This window comes from Flavobacterium gelatinilyticum (assembly GCF_027111295.1).
GTDB classification, from domain to species: Bacteria; Bacteroidota; Bacteroidia; order Flavobacteriales; family Flavobacteriaceae; genus Flavobacterium; species Flavobacterium gelatinilyticum.
Genome location: NZ_CP114287.1, coordinates 461,351 through 486,390, shown reverse-complemented (window position 1 = coordinate 486,390; position 25,040 = coordinate 461,351). Strand labels below are relative to the sequence as shown.

The following is a 25,040-nucleotide window of genomic DNA, read 5'->3' as shown; positions in this document are numbered from 1 at the left end:
TGAGGTAAAGTCCTTCAATTTTATTGTGAAATGTAATTTATTTCCTTTTTAATTTATCAAAATAACAAAACTAAAAACTAAACCAACCAAAACCAGTAAATGCCTATGTAGAAAAGAATGCATAAAAAAAGTGCCGAAATGCTGTAACATTATCGACACTTACAAGTTTGAATTTCTCTCTGTAAAGAGCAATTCACGTTTCTTAGAATACACTCGAATTAGTATTAATCAAAACAAATCAAAATTATGAAAAAACCAGTTGTTAAACAACGATTACTCCATAGAATCATGAAAATAACACTATTTCAGTTTGTCTTAGCACTTGTGTTTTCAAGCTTTGCTGTGGCAAATAATGTAAATGGACAAAAAAAATTAGATACCAAAGTTACAATTACAGTTGAAAATTTGACTCTTGATAATGCATTGTCTAAAATTGAAAAGTCTGCGCATGTAAAATTTTCGTACAATTCCAGACTTCCCCAATTGGCGAACAAAGTAAGTATTGAAGCAAATCAGGAAACGCTCTCAAGTATTTTGAGCCGAATTTTGGTGCCTTTTAATATCACTTTTTCAGAAGTGAGCAATCAGATTATTCTGCAAAAATCGGCTAATGTTAATTCTTTTGCCAATGCAGATATTCATGATTCTCTTTTTGAAGCCTTAACAGCAGGTCCAATTATTAAAGGTAAAATTACAGATCAGAGCGGAAGCCCTCTTCCAGGAGCTACTGTAATGGCAAAAGGGACAAAAATAGCTGTATTAACTGATTTCGATGGTAATTTTACGATCGAAATGCCGGCAAACTCAGACAGACTTATTATTTCTTACGTAGGTATGGAGACAAAAGAAATAGGAATCGAGAATGTTACGCCGACAGTAGTATTAACCGAAGCTGGACAAAATTTAAAAGAGGTAATTGTAACGACAGGTTACGAAAAAACTTCTAAAAGAACATTTACCGGAGCGATCAGTAAAATTTCCGGATCAGAATTAAAAGTTGAAGGTGTTGTTGACGTAAGCCGAATGATTGAAGGAAAAGCAGCAGGGGTAACCGTACAGAATGTTACAGGAACTTTTGGTACCGCTCCTAAAATTACTGTGCGTGGATCTTCTTCAATTTTTGGAGATACAAAACCATTATGGGTAATTGACGGTGTTGTTCAGGAAGATATTATCAATGTAACATTTGCAGATTTAGCTTCAGGAAACTCAGCAACTTTGTTAAGTTCTTCTGTAGCAGGTTTAAATGCCAATGATATCCAAAGTATCGAAGTTCTTAAGGATGCATCGGCTACGTCAATTTATGGATCAAGATCGCTAAATGGAGTAGTGGTCGTGACAACAAAACAAGGACGCAGAGATTCACCTTTAAAAATAAGCTATTCGGTAGAAAACACCGTAAGAACAGTTCCAAGTTATACACAGTATGATATTCTGAACTCTCAGGAATCTATGAGTGTATTTCAGGAAATGAAACAAAAAGGATATCTTGATTTAAGTTCTTCTTATACAGGAAGATTTGGAGGAGCTTATAATATTTTAGCAAAAGAAGTAAACCGTTATAACACATCCGGAGGTCAGTTTGGAGTTAAAAACGATCAGCCTTACATTAACGAATTCCTAAGAAAATACGAATTAGCCAATACGGACTGGTTTAATGTTTTATTCAGACCATCAATTACTCAAAATCACTCATTAAGCTTCTCAGGCGGTGGAAAAAACAATACATTTTATGCGTCTTTAGGATATTATACAGATCCGGGATGGACAATAGCTGATAATGTACAGCAGTTATCATCAAACATTAAAGGGACTTTCTTTGTAAATGATAAACTAAATATTACGTTATCTACTTTAGGATCTATTCGTAAACAAGGTGCTCCGGGATCTTACGAAAGCAAACAGGATGTGGTGTTTGGAAAAACAACCAGAGATTTTGATATCAACCCATTTAACTATGTTTTAAGTACAAGCAGAACTTTAAGACCGTATGATGAAAACGGTAATCTGGAGTACTACCAGAACAACTGGGCTCCAATGAATATCATCAACGAGCTTGCAAACAATACTTTGGAAATTGATGTAAAAGACATTCGTTTTCAAATGGATTTAGATTATAAAATCAATAAAAACTTAAACTACAATTTAACAGCATCAGCTCGTTATGCTAATACATCAAGACAACACCAAATTTATGAAGGATCAAATGTTGTCGGCGCATATAATGCAGGTGTGGGAGATAACGAAAATGCACAAATTCAAGAAGCTAACGTATTTTTATATCAGGATCCAAATGATTTAACGGCTCCAAAAGTATCTGTTTTACCAAGCGGCGGATTCTTAAGAAAGTTTACCAACGATATGACTTCTTATAATGTTAGAAATAGTATTACGTACAGAAATACATTAAATGAAAAGCATGAATTAGAAGGTTTCTTTGGTACAGAACTTAGATCTCTGGACAGAACAAATGATAATTTTACAGCTGTAGGATTGCAGTATGACAAAGGATTTACTTCTTTCATTGATCCTAAAATCATTGAAAAAATTGTAAATGGAGGAGATTCTTATTATGAATTTGGAGAAGAAAGAGAGCGTACAGTAGGTTTCTTCGGGAAAGTTGGATATACATACGATCGTCGTTATACAGCTTCTGTTACAGGTCGTTACGATGGTTCTAACAGACAAGGAAACAGCAATTCATCAAGATGGCTTCCAACTTATACTTTCAGTGGAAAATGGAATGTTGCCGAAGAAAGCTTCATGAAAAACAATGAAACAATCAACACTTTGGCTTTAAGAGCTTCTTACGGTCTTACTGCTACTGCTGGTCCTGCGACCAATTCACTGGCAATTTATAAGAGTTTTATAACAGACCGTTTTAATCTTGATGACAGAGAAAATGCTATCAGAATCGAAGATTTACAAAACCAGGACTTAACTTGGGAGAAACAATTTGAAACCAATATTGGAGTAGATTTAGGAATGTTTAATAACAGAATCTCTTTAACGACAGATATTTACCGTCGTAAAGCATTCGATTTAATTGACTATGTAATTACTTCAGGAATCGGCGGAGAATCTATTAAACAAGGAAACAATGCCGATATGGAAACGAAGGGTATTGAATTTGGTATAACAACTCAAAATATTAAAACAGACAGTTTTAAATGGTCTACAACTTTGAATTTCTCAGTATTTGATCAGAAAATTACAAAACTGCAAAACAGACCAACAGCATTTGACTTAGTCGATTCAAACGGAGGAAATGCTGTAGGACATCCTAGAAACTCTATTTATTCGTATCAGTTTACAGGATTAAACAGAGAAGGTCTTCCAACTTTCCTTTTACAGGACGGAGCAGAAAACAATATTACAAAAGCTGATTTTCAGGATACAAAAGATGTTACAAGCTATCTGAAATATGAGGGATCAATCGAACCTAACAAATCAGTGGGTCTGGCAAATACCTTTACATACAAAAACTGGTCTTTATATGTTTTTGTTGTAGGATCAGGAGGAAATAAAGTTCGTTTGAATCCGGTTTACAGTAATGAATATACTGATTTAACTGTTTTTACAAAAGAATATACAAACAGATGGATCAATCCGGGAGATGAAAATTACACCAATGTTCCGGTTATTGCAGACAGACTGCTAAACAGAAATTACGGAGAAAGAGATTTACAGATTGCTTACAATACTTATAATTTCTCTGATGTAAGAGTTGCTGATGGTGACTTCGTACGTTTGAAAAATGTATCACTTAGCTGGGAATTTCCTAGTGATTACAAGAAAAAACTAGGATTAAGCACTTTTACTCTTAAAGGTTCTGCTGTGAATCCTTGGCTGATTTATTCAGATAAGAGACTAAACGGACAAGATCCTGAGTTCCGTAACACAGGAGGGGTTGCTTTCCCAATCACTTCTCAGTATACATTTACTATAAATCTTTCATTTTAATTAGATTAATCATGAAAAATATAAAAACAGCACTTTCATTATTATTGATAATAAGTCTTTGCAGCTGCGATGATTTTCTTTCAGAGATTCCGGATAACAGAACTCAAATCGATACACCTGAAAAGATTTCAGAACTATTAGTTACAGCTTATCCTGAAAACACTTATATGGCAATTGCAGAAACAATGTCAGATAATGTGTTTGACAGTGAGCTAACCAGTTCTGATATTGATAACAGACAAAGTTACAACTGGGAGGTGCAGACCCAGCTTGATATTGACACAGAATCTTCATTCTGGAATGCATCTTACAAAGCAATTGCAGCTGCTAATCAGGCTTTGGCAGCGATTGACGAGTTAGGTAATCCTTCAAGTTTGAATCCGCAGAAAGGAGAAGCTTTGATAGCAAGAGCGTATTCGCACTTTATGCTGGTTTCATTCTGGGGCAATGCCTATAATCCGGCTACTGCTTCTAAGGATCTTGGTGTTCCGTATGTTACAAAACCGGAAAAAGTTTTATTAGAGCCTTATAAAAGAAATACCGTTAAAGAAGTATTCGATTTTATCGAGCAGGATCTTACAGAAGGTTTAAAATATGTTACTAATGAATATAAAGAACCAAGATATCATTTTACAGTAGAAGCCGCTAAAGCATTTGCAAGCCGTTTTTATCTTGTAAAAGGAGATTGGGACAAAGTTTTGGAAGTTTCTCAAAGTTTAGGTTCTAAACCGGATAACCTGAGAAATTATGCTGCTTTTAATGCCACTCCTTTTGCTGACAGACCTTTGGAATATTCTAAAGTAGATACAGAAACCAATTTGTTAGTATCGTATCCAAACTCAATCTGGGGAAGAAGTTATACAAACAGATTTACTCTTGCAGGAAACAGATCCGATCAGATTTTAGGACCAGCTACTAATATTTGGGGAAAACGCTGGCTGATTACAGCTTCAGGACAGTATAGAGGCGGTATAACGGTTTTGGTTCCTAAGTTCTATGAATATTTTAAATATACTAACGTAACTGCCGGAATTGGAGAAGCTTATACAGGTACCGTTTTATTAAGCAATGATGAGTTTTACCTTAACAGAATTGAAGCTCTTGTAATGAAAAATCAGATTGCTGAAGCAAATGACGAGTTACAATATTTTCTGGGAACCAGAACAAGCGGGTACAATCCAGCGGCAGATATATTAACAGAAGAAATGATTGTAGATATGTATCCGGTTGTGGATAATGAGTTTACTCCGTACTATACACTAACTCCTCTGCAGACTTCTTATATAAAAGCAATTGCAGAAGCTAGAAGAAGAGAGTTTCTTCATGAAGGAATAAGATGGTTTGATATCAGACGCTTTAATCTTGTTGTAGAACACAATACATATCAGTTTGGACAGGTTGTGAATAACAATATACTGCAGAAAAATGATAAACGAAGAGTATTGCAGATACCTCAGAGAGCAATAGATAACGGAATAGAGCAAAATCCAAGGTAAAAAACAAATCTAAATTAGTATGAAAATAGTAAATCTATATAAAAGAATAGCAGTAATTACAGGATTAGTACTTTTTACTGCATGCGCTCAGGAAGATCAGCCAACCGAGAGTCAGTTAGATTATTCAACTCCTATAAAAACAGATCTTGACAGATGGATCGACACCAGTTTCCTGGATCCTTATAATATTAAAGTATACTACGAATGGGATCAGAATCTCGTAGATAACAGCCGTTATTTATTCCCGCCTGCTGTCGATAAAGTACAGCCGGCAATGGAGGTAGTAAAAAAGATCTGGATCGACAGTTATACAGCTGTTGGCGGAACTGATTTTGTAAAAATAATTGCTCCAAGAGAATTTGTTTTAGTTGGAGGTATGAACCTAAATACAAACGGTACCAGAACTTTAGGTTTAGCAGAAGGCGGACAGAGAGTTTCCCTGTTTCAGGTAAATGATCTGGACAAAACAGACAGGGCTGATGTAACCGAGTTTATTCACACCATTCAGCATGAATATGTACACATCCTGAACCAGACCAAACCATTTGATATTAAAACCTGGTCAAAACTGACACCTTCAGGATATACATCAAGCTGGTACGTAGAAGATGATGCTGATTCAAGAGAATTAGGTTTTGTAACAAGTTATGCCAGATTAAATGTTACCGAAGATTTTGCAGAAACTGCTTCGATGATTTTGATAAGCTCACCTGAAGAATACCAGGCTTTGCTTGAAAGTATTGAAGATCCTTTTGGTGTGGAAAATATTAAAAAGAAAGAAGCACTTGTTGTTCGATATTATAAAGAAGCTTTTAATATCAATTTTTATGCTTTAAGAGATGAAGCACAAAAAAATACTGATGCTGTAATCAGCACTCAAAAGAAAAAATAATAATGACTAATTAAGTAAAAAATCAATATTATGAAAATTAAAAGCATATATAAGTACCTCGTTATAGCTGTTATAGCAGTAATAATGGGTGCATGTACGAGTACAGAAGTTGATCCTAAATTTGATCAGGGACCAACTGAAAGATTAAATGCCCGTAAAAAAGAATTAAATGATCTGCTTCTTTCTTCAGCAGAAGGCTGGAAGGCTGTGTATTATACAGATAGTACACAATTGGGTGGTTTTACACATGTATTTAAATTTCTTCCTGAAGGAAAAGTAGAAATGGCTTCAGATTTTGATGATACAACAACCAAACAAACCAGCCAGTACGAAATTCAGTTAGGAAGTACAGTAAGTTTGGTTTTTACAACTCAAAACAGAATACATCTATTGTCAGATGCAGCTAACTTTCCAACAGCAGCTTTATTAGGTAAAGGATATTTAGGAGATTTTCAATTCTTCTATTATGGACAGGAAAATGGACAAATCATTTTTAGAACCAACAGAAATGGTCATGAAGTACGATTTGTAAAAGCAACCGATGAAGACTGGACAGATTTGGCAGGAAGTGCCCTGATGAACAATCATATTACAGGAACAGCTACAAGCCCTTTATTTAGACTGATTGAAATAAATGATGGAACTTCTGTAAAACAGTATGAGTTTAATTTTAATACTAACGCACGTTTTGGTACGGCAACCTCTTTAATCCCAAATTCAAACGACAGTTTTAATGTTGCAGTAGCTTACACAGCAGAAGGAGCATCAGTAAAACCGGCGGTTAAAGTTAAAGATCAAAAATTAACGAATTTCGTATATGATGCCGCAACGAATAATTTCGTGGCAACAGGAACAGGCGGTGTTACAGCAACTATTAAGTTTACAAACACACCTCCAATATTAACAGACGATTATAAAATGCTGCTTCCGGGAAGACCATTAGCTGTATTTGGATATTATCCTGGAGATTATATAGAAGACGCATCTACAAATTCAGTATTATTTAAGCAGGAATTGGCTAAGGTAGATGATTTGCTTCCTGCAGGACAGGCCATATCATCAATCCAGATTTATATGAACCATTCACTTGGAAATTTCATCTATTATACATTTGTTGGAAGAGGAGCAATTTTCCATTTTGTTGACGTAGTAGAAGATGCCGAAGGTAAAAAGGTTATTTTAAAACATAAGTCATGGAGCGGCAATACAACAGCTCCGGCACCGCCATTCTTAGCTGCTTTCGACAGTCACCTTACAGATCCTAACGGTATTTATTTTAAACGAGAAAACTTTAAAATAGGATATACCAATACCGTATTTACATTTACAAGTTCGTCAAGTTCGTTTAGAATGTCGGCTTGGGAGCTTTAAGGTTAGTTTTTAGTTTTAATTTTTATTTTGAAAGGGGACAGCCCTTAACCGGGCTGTTTTTTCTCTTTATTTTCTGTAAAGTCTGAATCTCAACAGACGTAAAAATGATTGAGCTGACAAATTTAATTACCTAAATTATTATGTTGAAGTCAATTTTAAATTTTAGAGGAATAGAAGTTTTAAGCAAAGAAGAACAAAAATATATTATGGGAAGAGAACTGCATCCGGTTTGTTCAGATGGCAACTGGGCGCCGATAAATGCAAATCCGGCAGAATATCCTAATTATCCGTGTGCGGATATTTATGAGCCGGTGCCATGCCTGCCTACAATATTGCCGGATGGAACTATTTTAGAATGCTGATTTAAAAAATAAGTTTATTTACAAATACCATTTCATTTCTGAAGTGGTATTTTTTTTTACTATTTCAGATTTATCATCAGAAATCATATTCTAAGCCATTTTTTACAATTCAAATTTTATTAAATGCCCAAATACTCTATATTTGTAATTCGAAAAATAAAAACGAATACCTTAATATGAAATTACTAGAAGGAAAAGTAGCAATCATTACCGGCGCCAGCCGTGGAATTGGTAAAGGAATTGCAGAAGTTTTTGCTAAACACGGAGCAAACGTGGCATTTACCTACAGCTCATCTGCTGCATCTGCAGAAGCTCTTGAAGCTGAATTAAATGCATTAGGAGTTAAAGCAAAAGGATATCAGTCAAATGCTGCTGATTTTAACGAAGCACAGACTTTTGTTGATGCTGTTTTAGCTGATTTTGGAACAGTTGATATCTTAATCAACAACGCCGGAATTACCAAAGACAACCTGTTAATGCGTATGTCTGAAGCCGATTTTGACCAGGTAATCGATGTTAACCTGAAATCAGTTTTCAATATGACAAAAGCGATTCAGAAAACTTTCCTAAAACAACGTGCAGGATCTATCATCAACATCAGTTCAGTTGTTGGGGTTTCTGGAAATGCAGGTCAGACAAACTATGCAGCATCTAAAGCAGGAGCAATTGGTTTTACAAAATCTGTTGCACTTGAATTAGGGTCTCGTAATATTCGCTGCAACGCCATTGCACCGGGATTCATCGAAACTGAAATGACAGCAAAATTATCCGAAGATGTAGTAAAAGGATGGAGAGAAGGTATTCCGTTAAAACGAGGCGGAACTACAGAAGATGTAGCAAACGCTTGTCTTTTCTTAGCTTCAGACATGAGTTCTTACATTACAGGACAAGTTCTTAACGTTTGCGGAGGAATGCTTACTTAATAGTTTGCCGTGTTCAGTTTTTAAGAATTCAGTAAATCCAGTCTGAAAATAATAAAAGAACACATTTGTTATAATCCGATTTTTAAATTCTGATCACTAAAAACTGATTACCGAACACTAAATAATATGACTACAAACACGATTTTATTAATATTACTTTCATTAGTAATAGCAGGTGGTTTGTCGTACTTTCAATATTTTTTTAAAGCCAGAAACAAATCAAATCTGATTTGGTTTTTGGCTTTTTTACGTTTTCTGGCGATTTTCGGATTGTTGGTTTTATTGATAAATCCGATAGTTTCCAAAAGTTCGCTCGAAATCACTAAAACACCCCTGGCAATTGCCGTAGATAATTCAAGCTCCATAACTGCATTAAATTCAGATAAAAAAGCAGTAGAATTATATCAAAAACTAGTTTCAAATCCTGCATTAAAAGAGAAATTTGAAATTCAGACCTATCAGTTTGATGCCGATTTTAAAACTTCGGATAAGTTTGATTTTAAAGGAAATCAGACCAATCTCGATCAAGTTGCTAAAAACCTCAAAAGCATCAATAAAAACCTGACTTTTCCAACCGTAATTATTACCGATGGAAATCAGACAACAGGAAACGATTACGTATATCGATTTGATCCTGCCAATAAAGTATATCCTTTGGTTGTGGGAGATACAACCACTTTTTTTGATTTAAAAATAAATCAGCTAAACGTAAATAAATACGCTTTTCATAAGAATAAATTTCTGGTCGAAGTATTTCTGCAATATGCAGGAAACAAGGCAGCAACAGCCGATTTTACTATTTCGCAGGGAAATTCAGTTATAACCAGAGAGAAAGTTTCTTTTTCTCCGTCTAAAAAAACAGCCTCTTTAAATTTATTATTGCCGGCAGATAAGGTTGGTCTTCAGGTTTTTAGAGCCAGCATTTCATCCAGTGCAAAAGAAAAAAACAGTTATAACAATATCAAAAACTTTGCAGTTGAAATAATCGATCAAAAGTCGACAATTGCAATCGTTTCGTTAATAAATCATCCTGATATTGCTGCATTAAAACGATCAATTGAAGTTAATGCGCAGCGTAAAGTGATTTTGGTTAAGCCAAACGATATTAGTCAGTTACAAGAAGCTTCGGTTTTAGTTTTATATCAGCCAACAACAGCTTTCAGACCGGTTTTTGACAATAACAAAACAGCAGGAAGAAACACTTTTATTATTACCGGAAACAACACCGATTTTAATTTCTTAAACCAGCAGCAGAATAATTTAGAATTCAGAATGAGCGGTCAGAGAGAAGATTATTTAGCTGAATTTCAGTCACAATTCAATTTATTTGCGATCGATAATATAGGATTTGAAAATTTCCCACCGTTACAAAATGCATTCGGAACCATTACTGCAAAAGGAGATGTTTCTGTTTTACTTTCATCAAAAATTAGAAATGTTTCTACAAATGCGCCTTTATTGGCTTTCGCCGAAAATCAAGGTAAACGAACCGCTTTTCTTTTAGGAGAAAACAGCTGGAAATGGCGTCTGCAAAGTCATATCGACAATCAGTCATTTGAAAAATATGATATTTTTATCGATAAAATAATTCAGTTTTTGGCAACATCAGCATCAAAGAAATCACTGGTTGTTACACACGAAAACTTCTATAATTCTGGAGACGAAATTATAATCAATGCCCAGTATTTTAATAAAAATTACGAGTTTGATGAAAAAGCAAGGCTGACCATTTCGGTTACAAATGCCGAAACCAAACAAAGTAAAAACTACGACTTATTAAAAGGAAACAATTCTTTCTCTGTAAATCTGGATGGATTAACAGCTGGAAAATATAACTTTACAGTAAAAGAATTAAATTCAAATACTTCTTATTCAAGTCATTTTGAAATTTTAGACTTTGATATTGAAAAACAATTCGTAAACCCAGATGTTTTAAAGTTAAAACAACTGGCATTGCAAACCAACGGAAAAGCTTTCTTTGAAAATCAGGCGGAAGATTTGATTAACACGCTTCTTGAAAATAAAGAATACAAATCGATTGAGAAAAATGTTTCGACTAAAACACCAATAATTGACTGGGTTTGGTTATTGATTTTGATTGCGGCTTTATTAACTGCAGAATGGTTTGTTAGAAAATATAATGGATTGCTTTAGATTATAACAAGGGTTCAGAGAGAAAAAGTTACAAAGGTTTGAAAACCTGAAACCTGAAACCTGAAACTTGAAACAAAACATAACATAAAATGGACTTCAGGCTAAAAGTATTTTACACCGTTGCGCTCCGTCTTAATTTTACTAAGGCCGCAACCGAATTGTATATTACACAGCCAGCCGTTTCAAAACACATTCAGGAACTTGAAGAAACTTATAAAACCAAGCTCTTTGAACGAAACGGTTCTAAAATCGCATTAACACCAGCAGGAAAAATTCTATTAAAACATACAAAAGATATTTTTGAAATTTATCGTGAAATAGATTTTGAAATGAGTTCTTTTATCAATGAACGTCAGGGTTTGCTAAGATTAGGGGCAAGTACAACCATTTCGCAGTATATTATTTCGCCAGTTTTGGCTCGTTTTCATCAGAAACAGAAAGATATAAAAGTCAATCTGCTGAATGGAAATACAGAGCAGATTGAAAATGCCCTTATTAATAAAGAAATCGAAATTGGAATTGTCGAAGGACAATCAAAAAATCAATCCATAAAATACATCCCGTTTTTAAATGACGAACTGGTCTTGGTTTGCAGCAGCAACAATCCATTTGCAAAACAAAATGAAATTTCGGTAAACGATTTAAAATCAATGAAATTCATTACCCGTGAACGCGGCTCAGGAACACTTGAGGTTATAGAATTTGCTTTGAAAAACCTGAACTTAAAACTTTCAGACTTACAGATCGAAATGCAGTTAGGAAGTACAGAAAGCATAAAATCGTATTTATTAAATTCAGACTGCTTAGCATTTATGTCTATTCATGCTGTGAGTAAAGAGTTAAAAAACAAAGAATTGATTGTCTTGGATGTAGAAAATCTGGAAATTGAGAGATACTTTTACATTATTACTTTACAAGGAAAATCAGACCCATTATCAGAGTTGTTTATTCAAAATATTTCGGCTCATTATAACGTGAAGTTATAGCCAATTGCAATTTGCGATTGGCAATTGTGGTATAAACACCAGAACTTTGCAGGGTAATTATAAGTTATCCTATTTTGAAAACAAAAGAACATACAGCGTCACAATTATTTGAAATTAACCATTATTTGCAGCAGGCTATTTTTATTGCAGTAATTTTCCTTTGTTTGTTCTCAATAATTTCCCCGCCAATTGCTTTGTTAGCAGGAGTTGTGCTTGTAAACGTATTCGGAAATCCATTTGTCGAATTCAATCATAAGACCATTACATTTTTGTTACAGTTTTCAGTTGTAGGCTTAGGATTCGGAATGAACGCTTCAAGTGCACTTTCAGCAGGAAAAGAAGGTTTTCTATTAACTATCGCTTCCATTTTCAGCACTTTACTTTTTGGATTTCTTTTAGGAAAATGGTTCAAAACCGAGAAAAAAACATCACATCTAATTTCCTGCGGAACAGCAATTTGCGGTGGTAGTGCAATCGCTGCAATTTCACCTGTAATTAAATCAAACGAAAACCAGACTTCAATTGCCTTGGGAGTTATTTTTATACTAAACTCAATTGCTTTGTTTGTTTTTCCGTTTATCGGACATCAGCTTGATTTATCACAAAAAGATTTTGGATTATGGTGTGCCATTGCTATTCACGATACAAGTTCGGTTGTGGGGGCTGCAAACAAATACGGAACAGAAGCCTTACAGATTGCGACAACAGTAAAATTAGCAAGAGCTTTGTGGATAATTCCTATTTCACTTTTAACCGCAGTAATTTTCAAAAATAAAAACAGCAAAATCAAAATTCCATACTTTATAGGACTGTTTATTTTGGCTATGCTTTTAAATTCATATGTTCCAAAAGTTTCAGTTTTTGCACCTTACGTGGTGAATTTTGCTAAGATTGGATTAACAGTAACACTTTTTTTAATTGGTGCAACATTAAATATAAGCACTTTAAAATCAGTAGGAGTGAAGCCTTTGCTGCAAGGTGTTTTACTTTGGATATTTATTGCCGTTCTGGCGTTGTTTTCAATCCTTTATTTCTAGAAAACATTATTTTACGTTCGAAAATTTTACGATTGGCTTATCAATCATTTTATAGAATTTTCCTTTAAATGCGAAACGTCTTTCAATTTCAAAATCAAATGACTTTTTAGTTTTTCCCATCGCCGCAATTTCTTCGGGAAGTTCTGCTTCAAATTCATCTTCAACTTTTGCAGCTTTGTTAAAAGTACCTTTTGTTTTAATGATGATATCTCTAAAATGCTTTTTCGTACCGTCATCAACAACCGTATACGAACCGGACCATTTTACACTTTCAATATTGGTAAGCTGGTAATTATTAACTTCGAGAATAGGCTGATATCTACCGTCGAAACCGGCAACAAGATACAGCCATCCTTCAAAAGGTCCGCCGGCACCACCGTTTACATGCAGTAATGTAAAAGCAAACTGATCTTCTCCAATTTGTAAAAGTTTAGGTTTTGGAGACTGAGCAAAAGCACCAAAAGCAGCAACAGCAGGCTGAAACGATCGCATTTCCCAGACAGTTCCGTTTTTTACAAACTTGGCTAATCCTAATAAACCGCCGAAAAAACGTCCGGTTTGTAAACCGTCTTCGTCATGAACAGAATGATTGAAAGCCAGTATTTTAAATTGATTTCCTTTGGAATCAGCATAATCAATAGCAGTCAAAAGCCTTGTAGCAACTCCGTTTTCATAAGGAAATAACTGATCGCCCTCGACACCATTTACATCTGTAAAGGGTGCGGGTTTACAATTTTTGCATTTCCAGCTTATGAAAGTGTTTTTTTCGGCAAGATGGTTTAATTTTCCGGGAAACAATTTGTGCATTGTTTTTACACCATCCAAAGGATCAGAAACTTTAAGGACTCTTTTGGTATTTAAAATAGTATCACTTATATTTTTAAGCTGTATATCAGTTTCTTGTGCGAAACAAAAAGTGGTAATTAACAGGACGAAACAAAAAATAATACGGCGCATAAAGTGGGTTTAGTAATAAAAACAAACATACAAAGAAAATGATTGTTAAAGTGAGCTTCTGTCACTTATATGATGGAAAAACTTTAAAAAGTTAAAAAAGCAGAATCTTAAATAGTATTCTTTGCGTATTCTTTAATTAAAGTTAAATTTGCTCCCTCTAATAAAAAAACAAATGAAAAATTTCCAAATGAGACCAAAATTAATCACCCTTTGTGTTTTAATTATTGGCTTCTTTACCTTATCATGGGGAATTGTAGGCCATGAACGTATTAATAAAGCTGCTGTTATGGCTTTGCCCAACCAGCTTAGAGTTTTCTTTTATAATCATATCGATTTTATTACACAAGAAGCTTCAGTTCCTGATATTCGTAAATATGCTCTAAATTATAAAGAAGAAGGTCCAAGACATTATTTTGATATGGAAAATTTTGGTCCTGCTGACACTTATCCGAAAACATTAGAAGAAGCAAAACAAAAATACGACGCTAAATTTTTAAGTGATAATGGTATTCTGCCTTGGTATATCGAAGATATGATGGTAAAATTAACCAAAGCTTTCAAAGAAAAAAACAGAGCGGAAATCTTATTTCTTGCCGCAGATTTAGGTCATTATATTGGCGATGCACATATGCCATTGCATACTTCTGCAAATCACGACGGACAATTAAGCGATCAAAAAGGGATTCACTCACTATGGGAAAGCAGACTGCCTGAATTATTCGCAAAAAACTATAAATTAAATGTTCCGGAAGCACAATATTATCAGGATGTTCACAAAGCTGTTTGGGATATGATAAATGATACGCATAGTTTAGCACAGCCATTATTAGATATTGAAAAAAAGCTGCGAACTTCGACACCGGAAAATCAGGTATTCAATATGGACGCTGACGGAAAAGTGATGAAAACCAAATACAATACAGCTGTTTTCTCTGAGAAATATGCTGAAAAACTGCATAAAGAATTAAACGGAATGGTCGAAAACCAAATGAAAAAAGCGATTACAGCAACAGCAAGCTTTTGGTATACGGCATGGGTAAACGCCGGAAAACCAGATTTAAGCAGTTTAGATTCGCCGGCAGTTACGCAAAGAAACAATCAGGCTTTAAGAGATGATTTAAAATTGTTCCAAAGCGGTGATTTATTCGGAATGAAGAATCAGAATGACTAAAAAAATCAGCCGCAGTCTCAGTTTATAGTCCTGCAGGGTTTTTAAGTAAATCAGCGTTTTCTGTTTTATTTGAAAATTGAACATAAGCAAAAGCCTCAAATTCTTATTGAATTTGAGGCTTTTGAATTTATGAAATTAATACAATTATGAAAATTGTACTAGTTAATTAAAAATGATATAATTCCGTAGGAACGAATTAGATAATTGCAAAGAATGTACGATTATCCTATAACTTACTTTTAACGAACCTTCGCATATAACTTTGAATTCTTTGCGATTACATCGAAATCCTTAAATTGATATTCTTTCTCCTTTAATAAATATGATGCCGATTGATAATACGAAATAGTTTGATTTACCAAATCTGTTTTTTCAGATTGTAAAGGAATCTGATCATAATATATCTGACAATCAGGCGAAATATTATCTTTAAGATTCTGTTTCAACTGAAATTGTCTGATTTTTTGTTTTGGAGATAAAACCGTCAAAACATTATCTTTTATTAAACCCAAATCCTGATAAGTAGCGATAAAAGCACGCGGACTATAATCTGCTTTAAAAACATCATGTCCGAAAAATTTACTTTCGTAATCAAAATGAAGCAGGCCGAAAAGCGTTGGCATAACATCAATCTGCGACATTAATTTCGTGTATTTTTCAGGTTTCATTTCCGGACTGTAAATTAAAGCCGGGATTCGGTATTTATCCAGCGGAAGTTCTGTTTTTCCTGCACTTGAGGCGCAATGATCGGCAACGATTACAAAAACTGTATTTTTGAACCAGGGCTGTTTTTCGGCCATTTCAAAAAATCTTCTCAAAGCATAATCGGTATATTTTACGCCGCCGTCGCGAGATTTAATGTTACCCGGAATATCGATTTTATTTTCCGGATAAGTAAACGGTCTGTGATTGCTTACCGTCATGATATGATTAAAGAAAGGTTTGTTTTCTTTTGCTTCGGCGTTCATAACGCTGATCGCTTTCGTATACATATCTTCATCACAAACACCCCAAACATTTGAAAACGTAATTTCTTCAGGTTTAAAACTCGATTTATCTAAAATCTGATAACCGTTTCCGGAATAGAAATCCTGCATATTATCAAAAAAGGCATCACCGCCATAAAGGAATTTTACAGTATATCCCTTTTGTTTAAAAACCGCTCCGGTCGAAAACTTATTCTTGTTATCCTCTCTTTTTACAACACTTTCGCCGGCAGTTGGAGGCAGACATAATGTTACAGCTTCAAGCCCTCGCACCGTACGGTTTCCGGCAGCATAAATATTCGTAAAAACAAGACTTTTTTGTGCCAGGCTGTCTAAAAAGGGGGTAATATTCTGCGTGTTGCCATACATCTTCATAAAATCGGCACTAAGACTTTCGATAGTTATAAGAACTACATTTTTACGAGTTTCAGCAGCGTCATTTTTGATTTGCTGCAAATTATTTTTTCCTGAAATAGCCGGTATCTGCTGTTTTAAAATAGCAAATGCTTTTTGTTCCGGAATCGTTTTGTAAAATTTGAAATAATCTAATTTGCTGTTTTGAAAAGCCAGGTAAAATTTATACAATCCGTTAGACTGTAATTCATTTACAAATACATTTTTAGAATTTTCAGTTTTAGCCAAATCAGGAATTACAATCAGCGATACTAAAAACAATCCGATGTATAAAATACTGATTTTTAACTTTTCAGAAAAATCCGGAATTTCAGTCAGATAATTTTTAGACCTCTTTACAATGAAATAAGTAATCGCTGCTGTTATAATGAACAAAGCCGAAGAAATAGGAACAACAGGATAAGACTGCATGATGTTTCCTATTACTTCATTAGTATAAATAAGATAGTTAACAGCAATGAAATTGTATTTTACACCAAATTCATTCCAAAAGAAATATTCGCTTAAACCATTTTGCAGAATCAATAAAACATATAAGAAAACAACAAAAGCAAAAAGCCAGAACCTGATTTTGTCCCTTAATTTTGGCAGGAAAAGGAAAGCTCCGAACAGAACAGTTTTAATACCAATAAATAATAAAGCAATTCTCGGCAAAGCACCTCCATACTCGTCAAGAATACTTTTTCCTGAAGCCACATAAAGAAATAACGCGCATAATAAAGCCAGAACAATATACCCCGAAGGTTTGTTGTATTTAGAATTTGAGATAAAAATTAAATACAGCCACATAAAACCACTCGCAATGACAAACACAAAGAAATCCGAGATTAATCCTAAACTAAAGATTTTCAGGCTTTCTGTAATCGAAAAAGAAGTTTGTGTTATAGGGTGAAAGAATAAAACAATTCGTAAAATGAAACTGATTACAAAATAGAAAATTGCAAGATTGTAAAGCGGTGAAAGTTTTTTGAGTAAATTCATCAGAAAAAATTTTGACAAAATTAATTTTGAAAGATTAAGTTGAGATTAAGCCGTACTTTAACTTCGCTTAATGCAAACTTAATATTTGCTTAAGGTGATGATTTTCTGTGCAGTTAAAGTTGAACTCTCATTTTTTTAATTTCTATCTTTGATCTTTCAAATCGGTTAGGAGATCTTAATTAAATACAAAAAAATGCATATTTTAATAGTAGAAGACGAATTAGGAATTGTTCAGTTTTTAAAACAGGGTCTGCAGGAAGAAGGGTATGAAATAACCACTGCAAATGACGGCTCTAAAGGTTTTGAATTGGTTCAGAACCAGAAATTTGACCTGATTTTATTAGACTGGATGCTGCCGAAAATCAACGGACTCGATTTATGCAAAGCCATACGAATAAAGGACGAAACAACTCCTATAATCTTTTTAACTGCCAAAGACACAGTTCAGGAAACAATAGAAGGCTTAAAAGCAGGGGCGAATGATTATATCAAAAAACCGTTTAGTTTTGAAGAACTGGTTGAACGTATAAAAGTACATTTTAGAACTAAAAAACGAACAGAAACCCTGACTTTAGGAACTATAACCATTGATTTGTCCAAACATATAATTCTAAAAAACCGAGAAGAAGTGTCGCTCACCCAGAGAGAATTCGAGCTTTTAACGTATTTAGTGCAGCACAAAGGAAAAGTATGCACCCGAAACCAGATTTTAAAAGATGTTTGGGAGATTTATTTTGAATATGACACAGGTGTAATTGACGTTTTTATAAACGCCATTCGAAAAAAACTCAACCTCAAAATTGAAGAAGATTACATAAAAACCGTCCGTGGTATTGGATACATTGCTAATGACGATTTCTAAATGATACAGCTTTCCTTTAAAAACAGAATCGCATTAAATTACATTATTACCACAGGACTGCTGGTATTGGCAGTCTTTTCGGCTATTTATTTTATTGTCAGACTTACTGTTTACAATCATATTGATGAAAACTTACTAATAGAAGTCCGCGATCATCTCAGTGAAATAAAAATTGAAAAAAAAGCCGTTATTTTAATGGATGCTGAAGAATGGGAAGAAAGAGAACATAATTCAGTAGATGTAAATCCGGTTTTTGTCCAGTTTTTAGATTTGAACAAAAAACTGATCGAAAAATCACCCAATTTAAAGAATGAAAAACTGGTATTTGATGAAAGTAAATCGGGTTTTGAATTGTTTGATACCAAATTATTAAACAATAAAATCCGGCAGATTCAGGTGCCGCTTCATGTAAAATCAGAAAAAATAGGATATTTGATTATCGCCATGTCATTGTCAGATTCAACAAAGGTTTTAGAAAACCTGCTTGACACCTTATTAATTACCTTTCCAATAATTCTTTTACTGCTGTTTTTTATTGCCCGTTTTCTGGCCGGAAGAAGTATAAGCCCGATAAATGAGATTATAAATACCTCTAAAATCATTACCAAGGACAACCTTAAAACCAGAATTCCACTTCCAAAAACACGTGATGAATTGTTTGTCCTTTCGACTACAATCAATAATTTATTAAATAGAATTGAGGATGCGATTGAACGTGAAAAACAATTTACATCAGATGCTTCTCACGAATTAAGGACGCCTCTAACCGTTATTAAAGGAACACTTGAAGTACTGATTCGTAAACCCAGAGATAATAAGGAGTACGAAGAAAAAATAAACTATTGCATTAGCGAAGTCGATCATTTAAATTCATTGGTTGATCAGCTGCTTTTAATGGCTCGTTTCGAAAATCAAAAACAGAATATCAATAAAGAATCCATTTATCTCAATGCGACAATTTTAGACGTTTTGACTCTGAACTCAGAAAGGATAAACGACAAAAAAATGAATCTTATTTTTGATGCCAAAGAGGAATTTACCATTTTTTCAGATAATTACCTTGTAGTTACAATTCTTAGAAATATCATATCAAATGCCATTAAATATTCTAATGACAATAGCGAAGTCTTAATCAGTCTGAAAAGGGAAAATCAGAAAATTTCCTGTACCATAACCGATAAGGGAATTGGAATTGAAAAAGAAGATTTGACGTCGATTCTAAATCCGTTTTTCAGGTCTAACGCTTTAGATCATTCTGATATTAAAGGAAATGGACTTGGTTTATTCATTGTAAAAAGAATGACTGATTTATTGCAGATCGATTTTAAAATAGAAAGCGAAATTGGCGTTGGAACCAAAGTTTCACTGGTTTTTGATGAGTAAATCATCTGTTAAAATGATTTGGAAATTAATAATCTAAATCGTGCCGAAATTAATTTTTAACAATAAACTATCGTTAAGTTAAAATAAAAATTGCTTTTTAATTATTTTATCTAGTATATTTGCAACCGAATCAAAGAATTATAAAACAAACCAAACAATGATTTCAATTCAATTACATCATCATCATTTACATTATTGCTCTCAAGCGATGTGTTAATGGTATGTGTGTAAATCATCATATTTTAAAACCCGTTTGAGTACATCAAACGGGTTTTTTTATACCAATTCTTTGTACTCAAACTATTAATCAGACAAACAACTAAAAAAAATGAGTACTTTAAAAATTGCAATTCAAAAATCAGGTCGTTTAAACGAAGACAGCATCCAGATCCTTAAAGACTGCGGTATTTCTATCAACAACGGAATCGACCAGTTAAAAGCCGAAGCTTCAAATTTTCCTCTTGAAGTTTTATATCTTAGAAATTCGGATATTCCTCAGTATTTAATTGACGGAGTCGTGGATTTAGCCATAGTTGGTGATAATCTTTTAGTCGAAAAAGGAAAAGGAATTGAAGTAGTACAGAAACTGGGATTTTCTAAATGTAAGGTTTCGGTAGCAGTTCCTAAAACTTTCGAATACAACTCAGTACAGGATTTAGCTAACCTTCGTATTGCCACTTCATATCCAAATACGGTTACCGAATATTTTAGTAAATTTGGTTTGACTGTTGATATTCACCAAATTTCAGGTTCGGTAGAAATTGCCCCGAATATCGGACTTGCTGACGCGATTGTAGATATTGTTTCAAGTGGCAGCACCTTATTCAAAAACAACTTAAAAGAAGTAGAAGTTATTTTGAAAAGCGAAGCCGTTCTGGCAGTTTCTCCAAAAGTTTCACCAGAAATTCAAAAACACATCGATACTTTAAAATTCAGGATTCAGGCCGTTTTAAGAGCCCGAAACTCAAAATATATACTAATGAATGTGCCAAACGACAAAATAGAGGCAGTTGGAAAAATCCTTCCGGTTCTTAGAAGTTTAACAGTACTTCCATTAGCACAAGAAGGCTGGAGCAGTGTTCACTCCGTAATCGATAAAGACACTTTTTGGGATGTAATTGACCAGTTAAAAGAAGTAGGAGCCGAAGGGATTTTAGTTTGCCCAATTGAGAAAATGGTTCTTTAGGGTTCCGCCCGCTATAGGCTTTAGGCAGTAAGCTTTAAGCCGAAAAAGACAAAGTAAAAAAAGCTTAAAGCCTATTGCTTAAAGCATAAAGCATAAAAAAAGACAAAGTTTAGAAAGTTTATAGCCTATAGCTTAAAGCTTAAAAGCGTAAAAAAATGAATAAAATAGACAATCCAAAACCAGAAACCTGGTCAGAAATATTAAAAAGACCTACCCAGACCATTGATGATATCGAGGTTACGGTAAAAGAAATTTTCAAAGAAGTTCAGAAAAAAGGAGACGAAGCAGTAGCAAAATACACTTCTATTTTTGACGGAATTTCTCAGGAAAATTATGAAGTTTCGGCTGAAGAAATAAACGAAGCCGTTCAATTGATTCCAAATGAATTAAAAGAAGCAATCCAATTAGCAAAAGACAATATATACAAATTCCACAAAGCACAGAAAACCGAAAAAGTCGAAATTGAAACCATCGAGGGAGTAAACTGCTGGCAGGAAAAAAGACCAATTCAAAAAATTGGTTTGTATATTCCGGGCGGGACAGCACCTTTGTTTTCAACTGTTTTAATGCTGGCTGTTCCGGCTGATATTGCGGGTTGTAAAGAAATCGTATTGTGTTCGCCTCCGGATAAAAAAGGAAAAATTAATCCGGCAATTTTGTATGCCGCAAAATTATGCGGTGTAACTAAAATTTTAAAAGTTGGCGGTATTCAGGCAATTGCAGGAATGACTTTTGGAACACAATCAATTCCTAAAGTATATAAAATCTTCGGACCTGGAAATCAATTTGTAACAGTAGCAAAACAACTGGCAACACAGTTTGGAGTGGCAATCGATATGCCGGCGGGCCCTTCAGAATTATTGATTGTTGCTGATGATACAGCAGTTCCTGCTTTCGTAGCTTCAGATTTATTGTCTCAGGCAGAACACGGAACAGACAGTCAGGTAATTCTGGTTTCTACTTCAAAAAAACTAATTGCCGAAGTAGAAAAAGAAGTTCAGGCTCAATTAGAATTGCTTCCAAGAAAAGCAATCGCTGAAAAAGCAATCGAAAATTCAAAATTAATTTATGTTGAAAGTGATCAAATAGCTTTAGATTTAATTAATGAATACGGCCCTGAACACTTTATAATCTGCTCTCAATATGATGATTTCTACTGTAACGGAATCGTAAATGCAGGTTCTGTTTTTATTGGAAATTATACACCGGAAAGTGCCGGAGATTATGCATCCGGAACCAATCACACCTTACCAACAAACGGTTATGCCAAGAATTACAGCGGTGTGAATCTGGATAGTTTTATGAAATCGATGACATTCCAGAAAATCTCAGAAAAAGGAATCCAAACTATAGGAAAAGCAATCGAAACAATGGCAGAAGCTGAAGGATTGCAAGCGCATAAAAATGCTGTGACGTTAAGATTAAAGAGTTTAGAGTAAGAAAGAGAAAGTAGAGAAAGTAGAGAAAAGAGGCAAGAAGAAAGAAGAAAGAAGAAAGAAGAAAGAAGAAAGAAGAAAGAAAAAAGAAGAGCGAAATAAGTGAGACAGAAAGTCTTTCCTCTTGCTTCTTTCATCTATTTTCTAAAAAAAAACAAGAAAAAAACAACAATGAGTACCTTCGATATAAATACAATAACACGTGAAAACGTAAAGTCTTTAAAACCGTATTCGTCTGCAAGAGATGAGTTTGAAGATTTCGATACAGCCGAAATGATTTTTTTGGATGCCAATGAAAATCCGTTTCAAAACGGGGTAAATCGTTATCCTGATCCACAACAAAATTCGGTTAAAGCAATTCTCGCTAAAAATAATTTAGTAAAGCAAAATCAGATTTTATTAGGAAACGGAAGTGATGAAGTTCTTGATTTACTTTTTAGAGCCTTTTGCGAACCCAATAAAGACAATATTATTTCGCTGCCGCCAACATACGGAATGTACGGTGTTTTAGCGAATATCAATGCAGTTGAAAATAGAGAAATTCTTCTATCGACAGATTTTCAGCCGCAAGTAGAAAAGATTTTAGAAGCCGTAGACAAGAATACAAAAATTATCTTTTTATGCTCGCCAAATAACCCGACAGGAAATTCATTTTCTAATGAAAGTGTGGTGAAACTGCTTCAAAACTTTAAAGGTTTAGTAGTGATTGATGAAGCGTATATTGACTTTTCAGATAAAGAAAGCTGGATGACAGAAATAGATGCTTATCCAAATTTAGTGATTACACAAACGCTTTCTAAAGCCTATGGTTTGGCTGGAATTCGTTTAGGAATTTGTTATGCTTCTGAGGCTGTAATTTCAATTTTAAACAAAATTAAACCTCCTTACAATGTAAACGAATTAACGCAGCAGCGTGCAATCGAACGTTTAAAAGATTCGGATAAAATAAAACAAGAAATAGCTTCTATTATTGAGCAGAGAGAAGAATTGCTTAAAGTTTTACTTGAAGTGAGTTTTGTTGAGAAAGTATATCCGACAGAAGCTAATTTCATTCTGGCAAAAGTAGATGATGCCAATAAAAGATACGATCAGTTAATCGAAAAAGGAATCGTTATCCGCAACAGAACCACGCAGCCATTATGTGAAAATTGTCTTCGTTTTACCATTGGAACAAAAGAAGAAAATGCGGTTGTAATTAAAGAATTAAAACAATTGAAATAACACAACAAGACCTAACAGTTTTCAAAACCTTTTAGGTCTGAAACAATACAAAAATGAAAAAAGTACTTTTTATCGATCGTGATGGAACGATTGTTTTAGAACCTGAAAATTACCAATTAGACAGTTTAGATAAACTGGAGTTTTATCCGAAAGCGTTTCAATATCTGGCTAAAATTGCTGCCGAATTAGATTACGAACTAGCAATGGTAACCAATCAGGACGGATTAGGAACAGATAGTTTTCCTGAAGATACGTTTTGGCCAACGCAAAATTTTATCCTAAAAGCATTTGAAAATGAAGGAGTTGTTTTTGATGAAATCTTCGTAGACAGAACTTTCCCGGAAGAAAATGCGCCAACCCGAAAGCCAAGAACCGGAATGTTGACAAAATACCTTAACAATCCGGAATATGATTTAGAAAATTCTTTTGTTTTGGGTGATCGTTTAACCGATGTGGAATTGGCTAAAAACCTTGGTGCAAAAGCGATTTTTATGAATATGACAGATGGAATTGGCAGTAATGAAATTTCGTCTAAACGTGAAGAATTAAACGAGACAATTGCTTTACAAACAACCGACTGGAAAAGAATTTACGAATTTTTGAAATTAGAAGCACGTTCGGCATCGATTACAAGAAAAACGAATGAAACTGATATTTACATCAACTTGAACCTTGATGGAACAGGAAAAAGCAAAATCGATACCGGAATTGCATTTTTCGACCACATGTTAGACCAAATCTCGCGTCATGGTCAAATGGATTTGGAAATCACGGTTAAAGGCGATTTAGAAGTAGACGAACATCATACGATCGAAGATACGGCAATTGCGCTTGGGGAAGTTTTTGCAAAAGCATTAGGAAATAAATTAGGGATCGAGCGTTACGGATTCTGCTTACCAATGGACGATTGTTTAGCACAGGCTGCAATTGACTTCGGAGGTAGAAACTGGCTGATATGGGAAACAGAATTTAAACGTGAAATGGTAGGCAAAATGCCAACAGAAATGTTTTATCACTTCTTTAAATCGTTCACAGACGGAGCAAAAGCCAACTTAAACATCAAAGCAGAAGGAATCAACGAGCATCACAAAATCGAAGCGATCTTTAAAGCTTTCGCAAAAGCGATAAAAGTGGCTGTAAAAAGAGATACCGAAAAAATGATTTTGCCTTCGACGAAAGGAATGCTTTAAAATTTGTTTCAAGTTTAAAGTTTCAGGTTTCACGTTAAGTAGAGAACTTGAAACATGAAACTTGAAACA

The 25,040-nt window shown here is 34.3% G+C and carries 18 protein-coding genes; 16 read left to right on the top strand and 2 right to left on the bottom strand.

Going from position 1 to position 25,040, the window contains the following annotated elements; all coding sequences use genetic code 11:
* Positions 1 to 246: 246 nt before the first annotated feature.
* From OZP11_RS02100 to OZP11_RS02060, 9 genes are all read left to right on the top strand, one after another.
* On the top strand, positions 247 to 3,963 hold the full coding sequence (locus OZP11_RS02100) for a SusC/RagA family TonB-linked outer membrane protein (RefSeq protein ID WP_281233593.1): 3,717 nt from the start codon (positions 247 to 249) through the stop codon (positions 3,961 to 3,963).
* Positions 3,964 to 3,974: 11 nt separating this feature from the next.
* The gene (locus OZP11_RS02095) at positions 3,975 to 5,459 is read left to right on the top strand and encodes a RagB/SusD family nutrient uptake outer membrane protein (RefSeq protein ID WP_281233592.1); all 1,485 of its coding nucleotides are present in this window, start codon (positions 3,975 to 3,977) and stop codon (positions 5,457 to 5,459) included.
* A gap of 19 nt (positions 5,460 to 5,478) precedes the next feature.
* The gene (locus OZP11_RS02090; RefSeq protein ID WP_281233591.1) at positions 5,479 to 6,351 is read left to right on the top strand and encodes a zinc-binding metallopeptidase; all 873 of its coding nucleotides are present in this window, start codon (positions 5,479 to 5,481) and stop codon (positions 6,349 to 6,351) included.
* A 30-nt stretch (positions 6,352 to 6,381) separates the two neighbouring features.
* The gene (locus OZP11_RS02085; RefSeq protein WP_281233590.1) at positions 6,382 to 7,722 is read left to right on the top strand and encodes a DUF4302 domain-containing protein; all 1,341 of its coding nucleotides are present in this window, start codon (positions 6,382 to 6,384) and stop codon (positions 7,720 to 7,722) included.
* Positions 7,723 to 7,862: 140 nt separating this feature from the next.
* Positions 7,863 to 8,084: a hypothetical protein gene (locus OZP11_RS02080; RefSeq protein ID WP_281233589.1), complete on the top strand. Its 222-nt coding sequence runs from the start codon at positions 7,863 to 7,865 to the stop codon at positions 8,082 to 8,084.
* Between the two features lie 176 nt (positions 8,085 to 8,260).
* Positions 8,261 to 9,007: a 3-oxoacyl-[acyl-carrier-protein] reductase gene (gene fabG / locus OZP11_RS02075; protein WP_281233588.1), complete on the top strand. Its 747-nt coding sequence runs from the start codon at positions 8,261 to 8,263 to the stop codon at positions 9,005 to 9,007.
* Between the two features lie 126 nt (positions 9,008 to 9,133).
* Complete coding sequence (locus OZP11_RS02070) at positions 9,134 to 11,161, top strand: hypothetical protein (protein ID WP_281233587.1); 2,028 nt, start codon at positions 9,134 to 9,136, stop codon at positions 11,159 to 11,161.
* A gap of 89 nt (positions 11,162 to 11,250) precedes the next feature.
* The gene (locus OZP11_RS02065; protein ID WP_281233586.1) at positions 11,251 to 12,147 is read left to right on the top strand and encodes a LysR family transcriptional regulator; all 897 of its coding nucleotides are present in this window, start codon (positions 11,251 to 11,253) and stop codon (positions 12,145 to 12,147) included.
* Between the two features lie 74 nt (positions 12,148 to 12,221).
* Positions 12,222 to 13,184: a YeiH family protein gene (locus OZP11_RS02060; protein ID WP_281233585.1), complete on the top strand. Its 963-nt coding sequence runs from the start codon at positions 12,222 to 12,224 to the stop codon at positions 13,182 to 13,184.
* A 6-nt stretch (positions 13,185 to 13,190) separates the two neighbouring features.
* On the opposite strand, the gene OZP11_RS02055 is transcribed toward OZP11_RS02060, so the two are convergent.
* Entirely contained in the window at positions 13,191 to 14,141 is a 951-nt protein-coding gene (locus OZP11_RS02055) for a hypothetical protein (RefSeq protein ID WP_281233584.1), read from the bottom strand.
* 172 nt (positions 14,142 to 14,313) lie between these two features.
* On the opposite strand from OZP11_RS02055, the gene OZP11_RS02050 reads away from it, so the two are divergent.
* Positions 14,314 to 15,312 (top strand): zinc dependent phospholipase C family protein, encoded by a 999-nt coding sequence (locus OZP11_RS02050; RefSeq protein ID WP_281233583.1) that lies wholly within the window; start codon positions 14,314 to 14,316, stop codon positions 15,310 to 15,312.
* 239 nt (positions 15,313 to 15,551) lie between these two features.
* Here OZP11_RS02050 and OZP11_RS02045 read toward each other — a convergent pair whose 3' ends face one another.
* Complete coding sequence (locus tag OZP11_RS02045) at positions 15,552 to 17,693, bottom strand: LTA synthase family protein (protein ID WP_281233582.1); 2,142 nt, start codon at positions 17,691 to 17,693, stop codon at positions 15,552 to 15,554.
* A 193-nt stretch (positions 17,694 to 17,886) separates the two neighbouring features.
* Between OZP11_RS02045 and OZP11_RS02040 the strand changes: the two genes are divergently transcribed.
* From OZP11_RS02040 to hisB, 6 genes are all read left to right on the top strand, one after another.
* Positions 17,887 to 18,555 carry a response regulator transcription factor gene (locus OZP11_RS02040; RefSeq protein ID WP_281233581.1) on the top strand — a complete coding sequence of 223 codons (669 nt, stop codon included), beginning with the start codon at positions 17,887 to 17,889 and terminating at the stop codon, positions 18,553 to 18,555.
* Entirely contained in the window at positions 18,556 to 19,938 is a 1,383-nt protein-coding gene (locus OZP11_RS02035) for a sensor histidine kinase (protein ID WP_281233580.1), read from the top strand.
* 328 nt (positions 19,939 to 20,266) lie between these two features.
* Positions 20,267 to 21,124 carry an ATP phosphoribosyltransferase gene (gene hisG, locus OZP11_RS02030; protein ID WP_281233579.1) on the top strand — a complete coding sequence of 286 codons (858 nt, stop codon included), beginning with the start codon at positions 20,267 to 20,269 and terminating at the stop codon, positions 21,122 to 21,124.
* 155 nt (positions 21,125 to 21,279) lie between these two features.
* On the top strand, positions 21,280 to 22,563 hold the full coding sequence (gene hisD, locus OZP11_RS02025; RefSeq protein ID WP_281233578.1) for a histidinol dehydrogenase: 1,284 nt from the start codon (positions 21,280 to 21,282) through the stop codon (positions 22,561 to 22,563).
* Positions 22,564 to 22,731: 168 nt separating this feature from the next.
* Entirely contained in the window at positions 22,732 to 23,781 is a 1,050-nt protein-coding gene (gene hisC, locus OZP11_RS02020; protein ID WP_281233577.1) for a histidinol-phosphate transaminase, read from the top strand.
* Positions 23,782 to 23,834: 53 nt separating this feature from the next.
* Complete coding sequence (gene hisB / locus OZP11_RS02015; RefSeq protein WP_281233576.1) at positions 23,835 to 24,971, top strand: bifunctional histidinol-phosphatase/imidazoleglycerol-phosphate dehydratase HisB; 1,137 nt, start codon at positions 23,835 to 23,837, stop codon at positions 24,969 to 24,971.
* The last annotated feature ends 69 nt before the right edge of the window (positions 24,972 to 25,040 follow it).

What these genes read in the sequence shown, in the direction of transcription:
- OZP11_RS02055 (WP_281233584.1), bottom strand. Translation starts at nt 14,141, where the DNA reads ATGCGCCGTATTATTTTTTGTTTCGTCCTGTTAATTACCACTTTTTGT.
- hisG (WP_281233579.1), top strand. Translation starts at nt 20,267, where the DNA reads ATGAGTACTTTAAAAATTGCAATTCAAAAATCAGGTCGTTTAAACGAA.
- OZP11_RS02080 (WP_281233589.1), top strand. Translation starts at nt 7,863, where the DNA reads ATGTTGAAGTCAATTTTAAATTTTAGAGGAATAGAAGTTTTAAGCAAA.
- OZP11_RS02100 (WP_281233593.1), top strand. Translation starts at nt 247, where the DNA reads ATGAAAAAACCAGTTGTTAAACAACGATTACTCCATAGAATCATGAAA.
- OZP11_RS02065 (WP_281233586.1), top strand. Translation starts at nt 11,251, where the DNA reads ATGGACTTCAGGCTAAAAGTATTTTACACCGTTGCGCTCCGTCTTAAT.
- hisD (WP_281233578.1), top strand. Translation starts at nt 21,280, where the DNA reads ATGAATAAAATAGACAATCCAAAACCAGAAACCTGGTCAGAAATATTA.
- OZP11_RS02095 (WP_281233592.1), top strand. Translation starts at nt 3,975, where the DNA reads ATGAAAAATATAAAAACAGCACTTTCATTATTATTGATAATAAGTCTT.
- OZP11_RS02045 (WP_281233582.1), bottom strand. Translation starts at nt 17,693, where the DNA reads ATGAATTTACTCAAAAAACTTTCACCGCTTTACAATCTTGCAATTTTC.
- OZP11_RS02085 (WP_281233590.1), top strand. Translation starts at nt 6,382, where the DNA reads ATGAAAATTAAAAGCATATATAAGTACCTCGTTATAGCTGTTATAGCA.
- hisC (WP_281233577.1), top strand. Translation starts at nt 22,732, where the DNA reads ATGAGTACCTTCGATATAAATACAATAACACGTGAAAACGTAAAGTCT.
- OZP11_RS02090 (WP_281233591.1), top strand. Translation starts at nt 5,479, where the DNA reads ATGAAAATAGTAAATCTATATAAAAGAATAGCAGTAATTACAGGATTA.
- OZP11_RS02040 (WP_281233581.1), top strand. Translation starts at nt 17,887, where the DNA reads ATGCATATTTTAATAGTAGAAGACGAATTAGGAATTGTTCAGTTTTTA.
- OZP11_RS02070 (WP_281233587.1), top strand. Translation starts at nt 9,134, where the DNA reads ATGACTACAAACACGATTTTATTAATATTACTTTCATTAGTAATAGCA.
- OZP11_RS02050 (WP_281233583.1), top strand. Translation starts at nt 14,314, where the DNA reads ATGAAAAATTTCCAAATGAGACCAAAATTAATCACCCTTTGTGTTTTA.
- hisB (WP_281233576.1), top strand. Translation starts at nt 23,835, where the DNA reads ATGAAAAAAGTACTTTTTATCGATCGTGATGGAACGATTGTTTTAGAA.
- OZP11_RS02035 (WP_281233580.1), top strand. Translation starts at nt 18,556, where the DNA reads ATGATACAGCTTTCCTTTAAAAACAGAATCGCATTAAATTACATTATT.
- fabG (WP_281233588.1), top strand. Translation starts at nt 8,261, where the DNA reads ATGAAATTACTAGAAGGAAAAGTAGCAATCATTACCGGCGCCAGCCGT.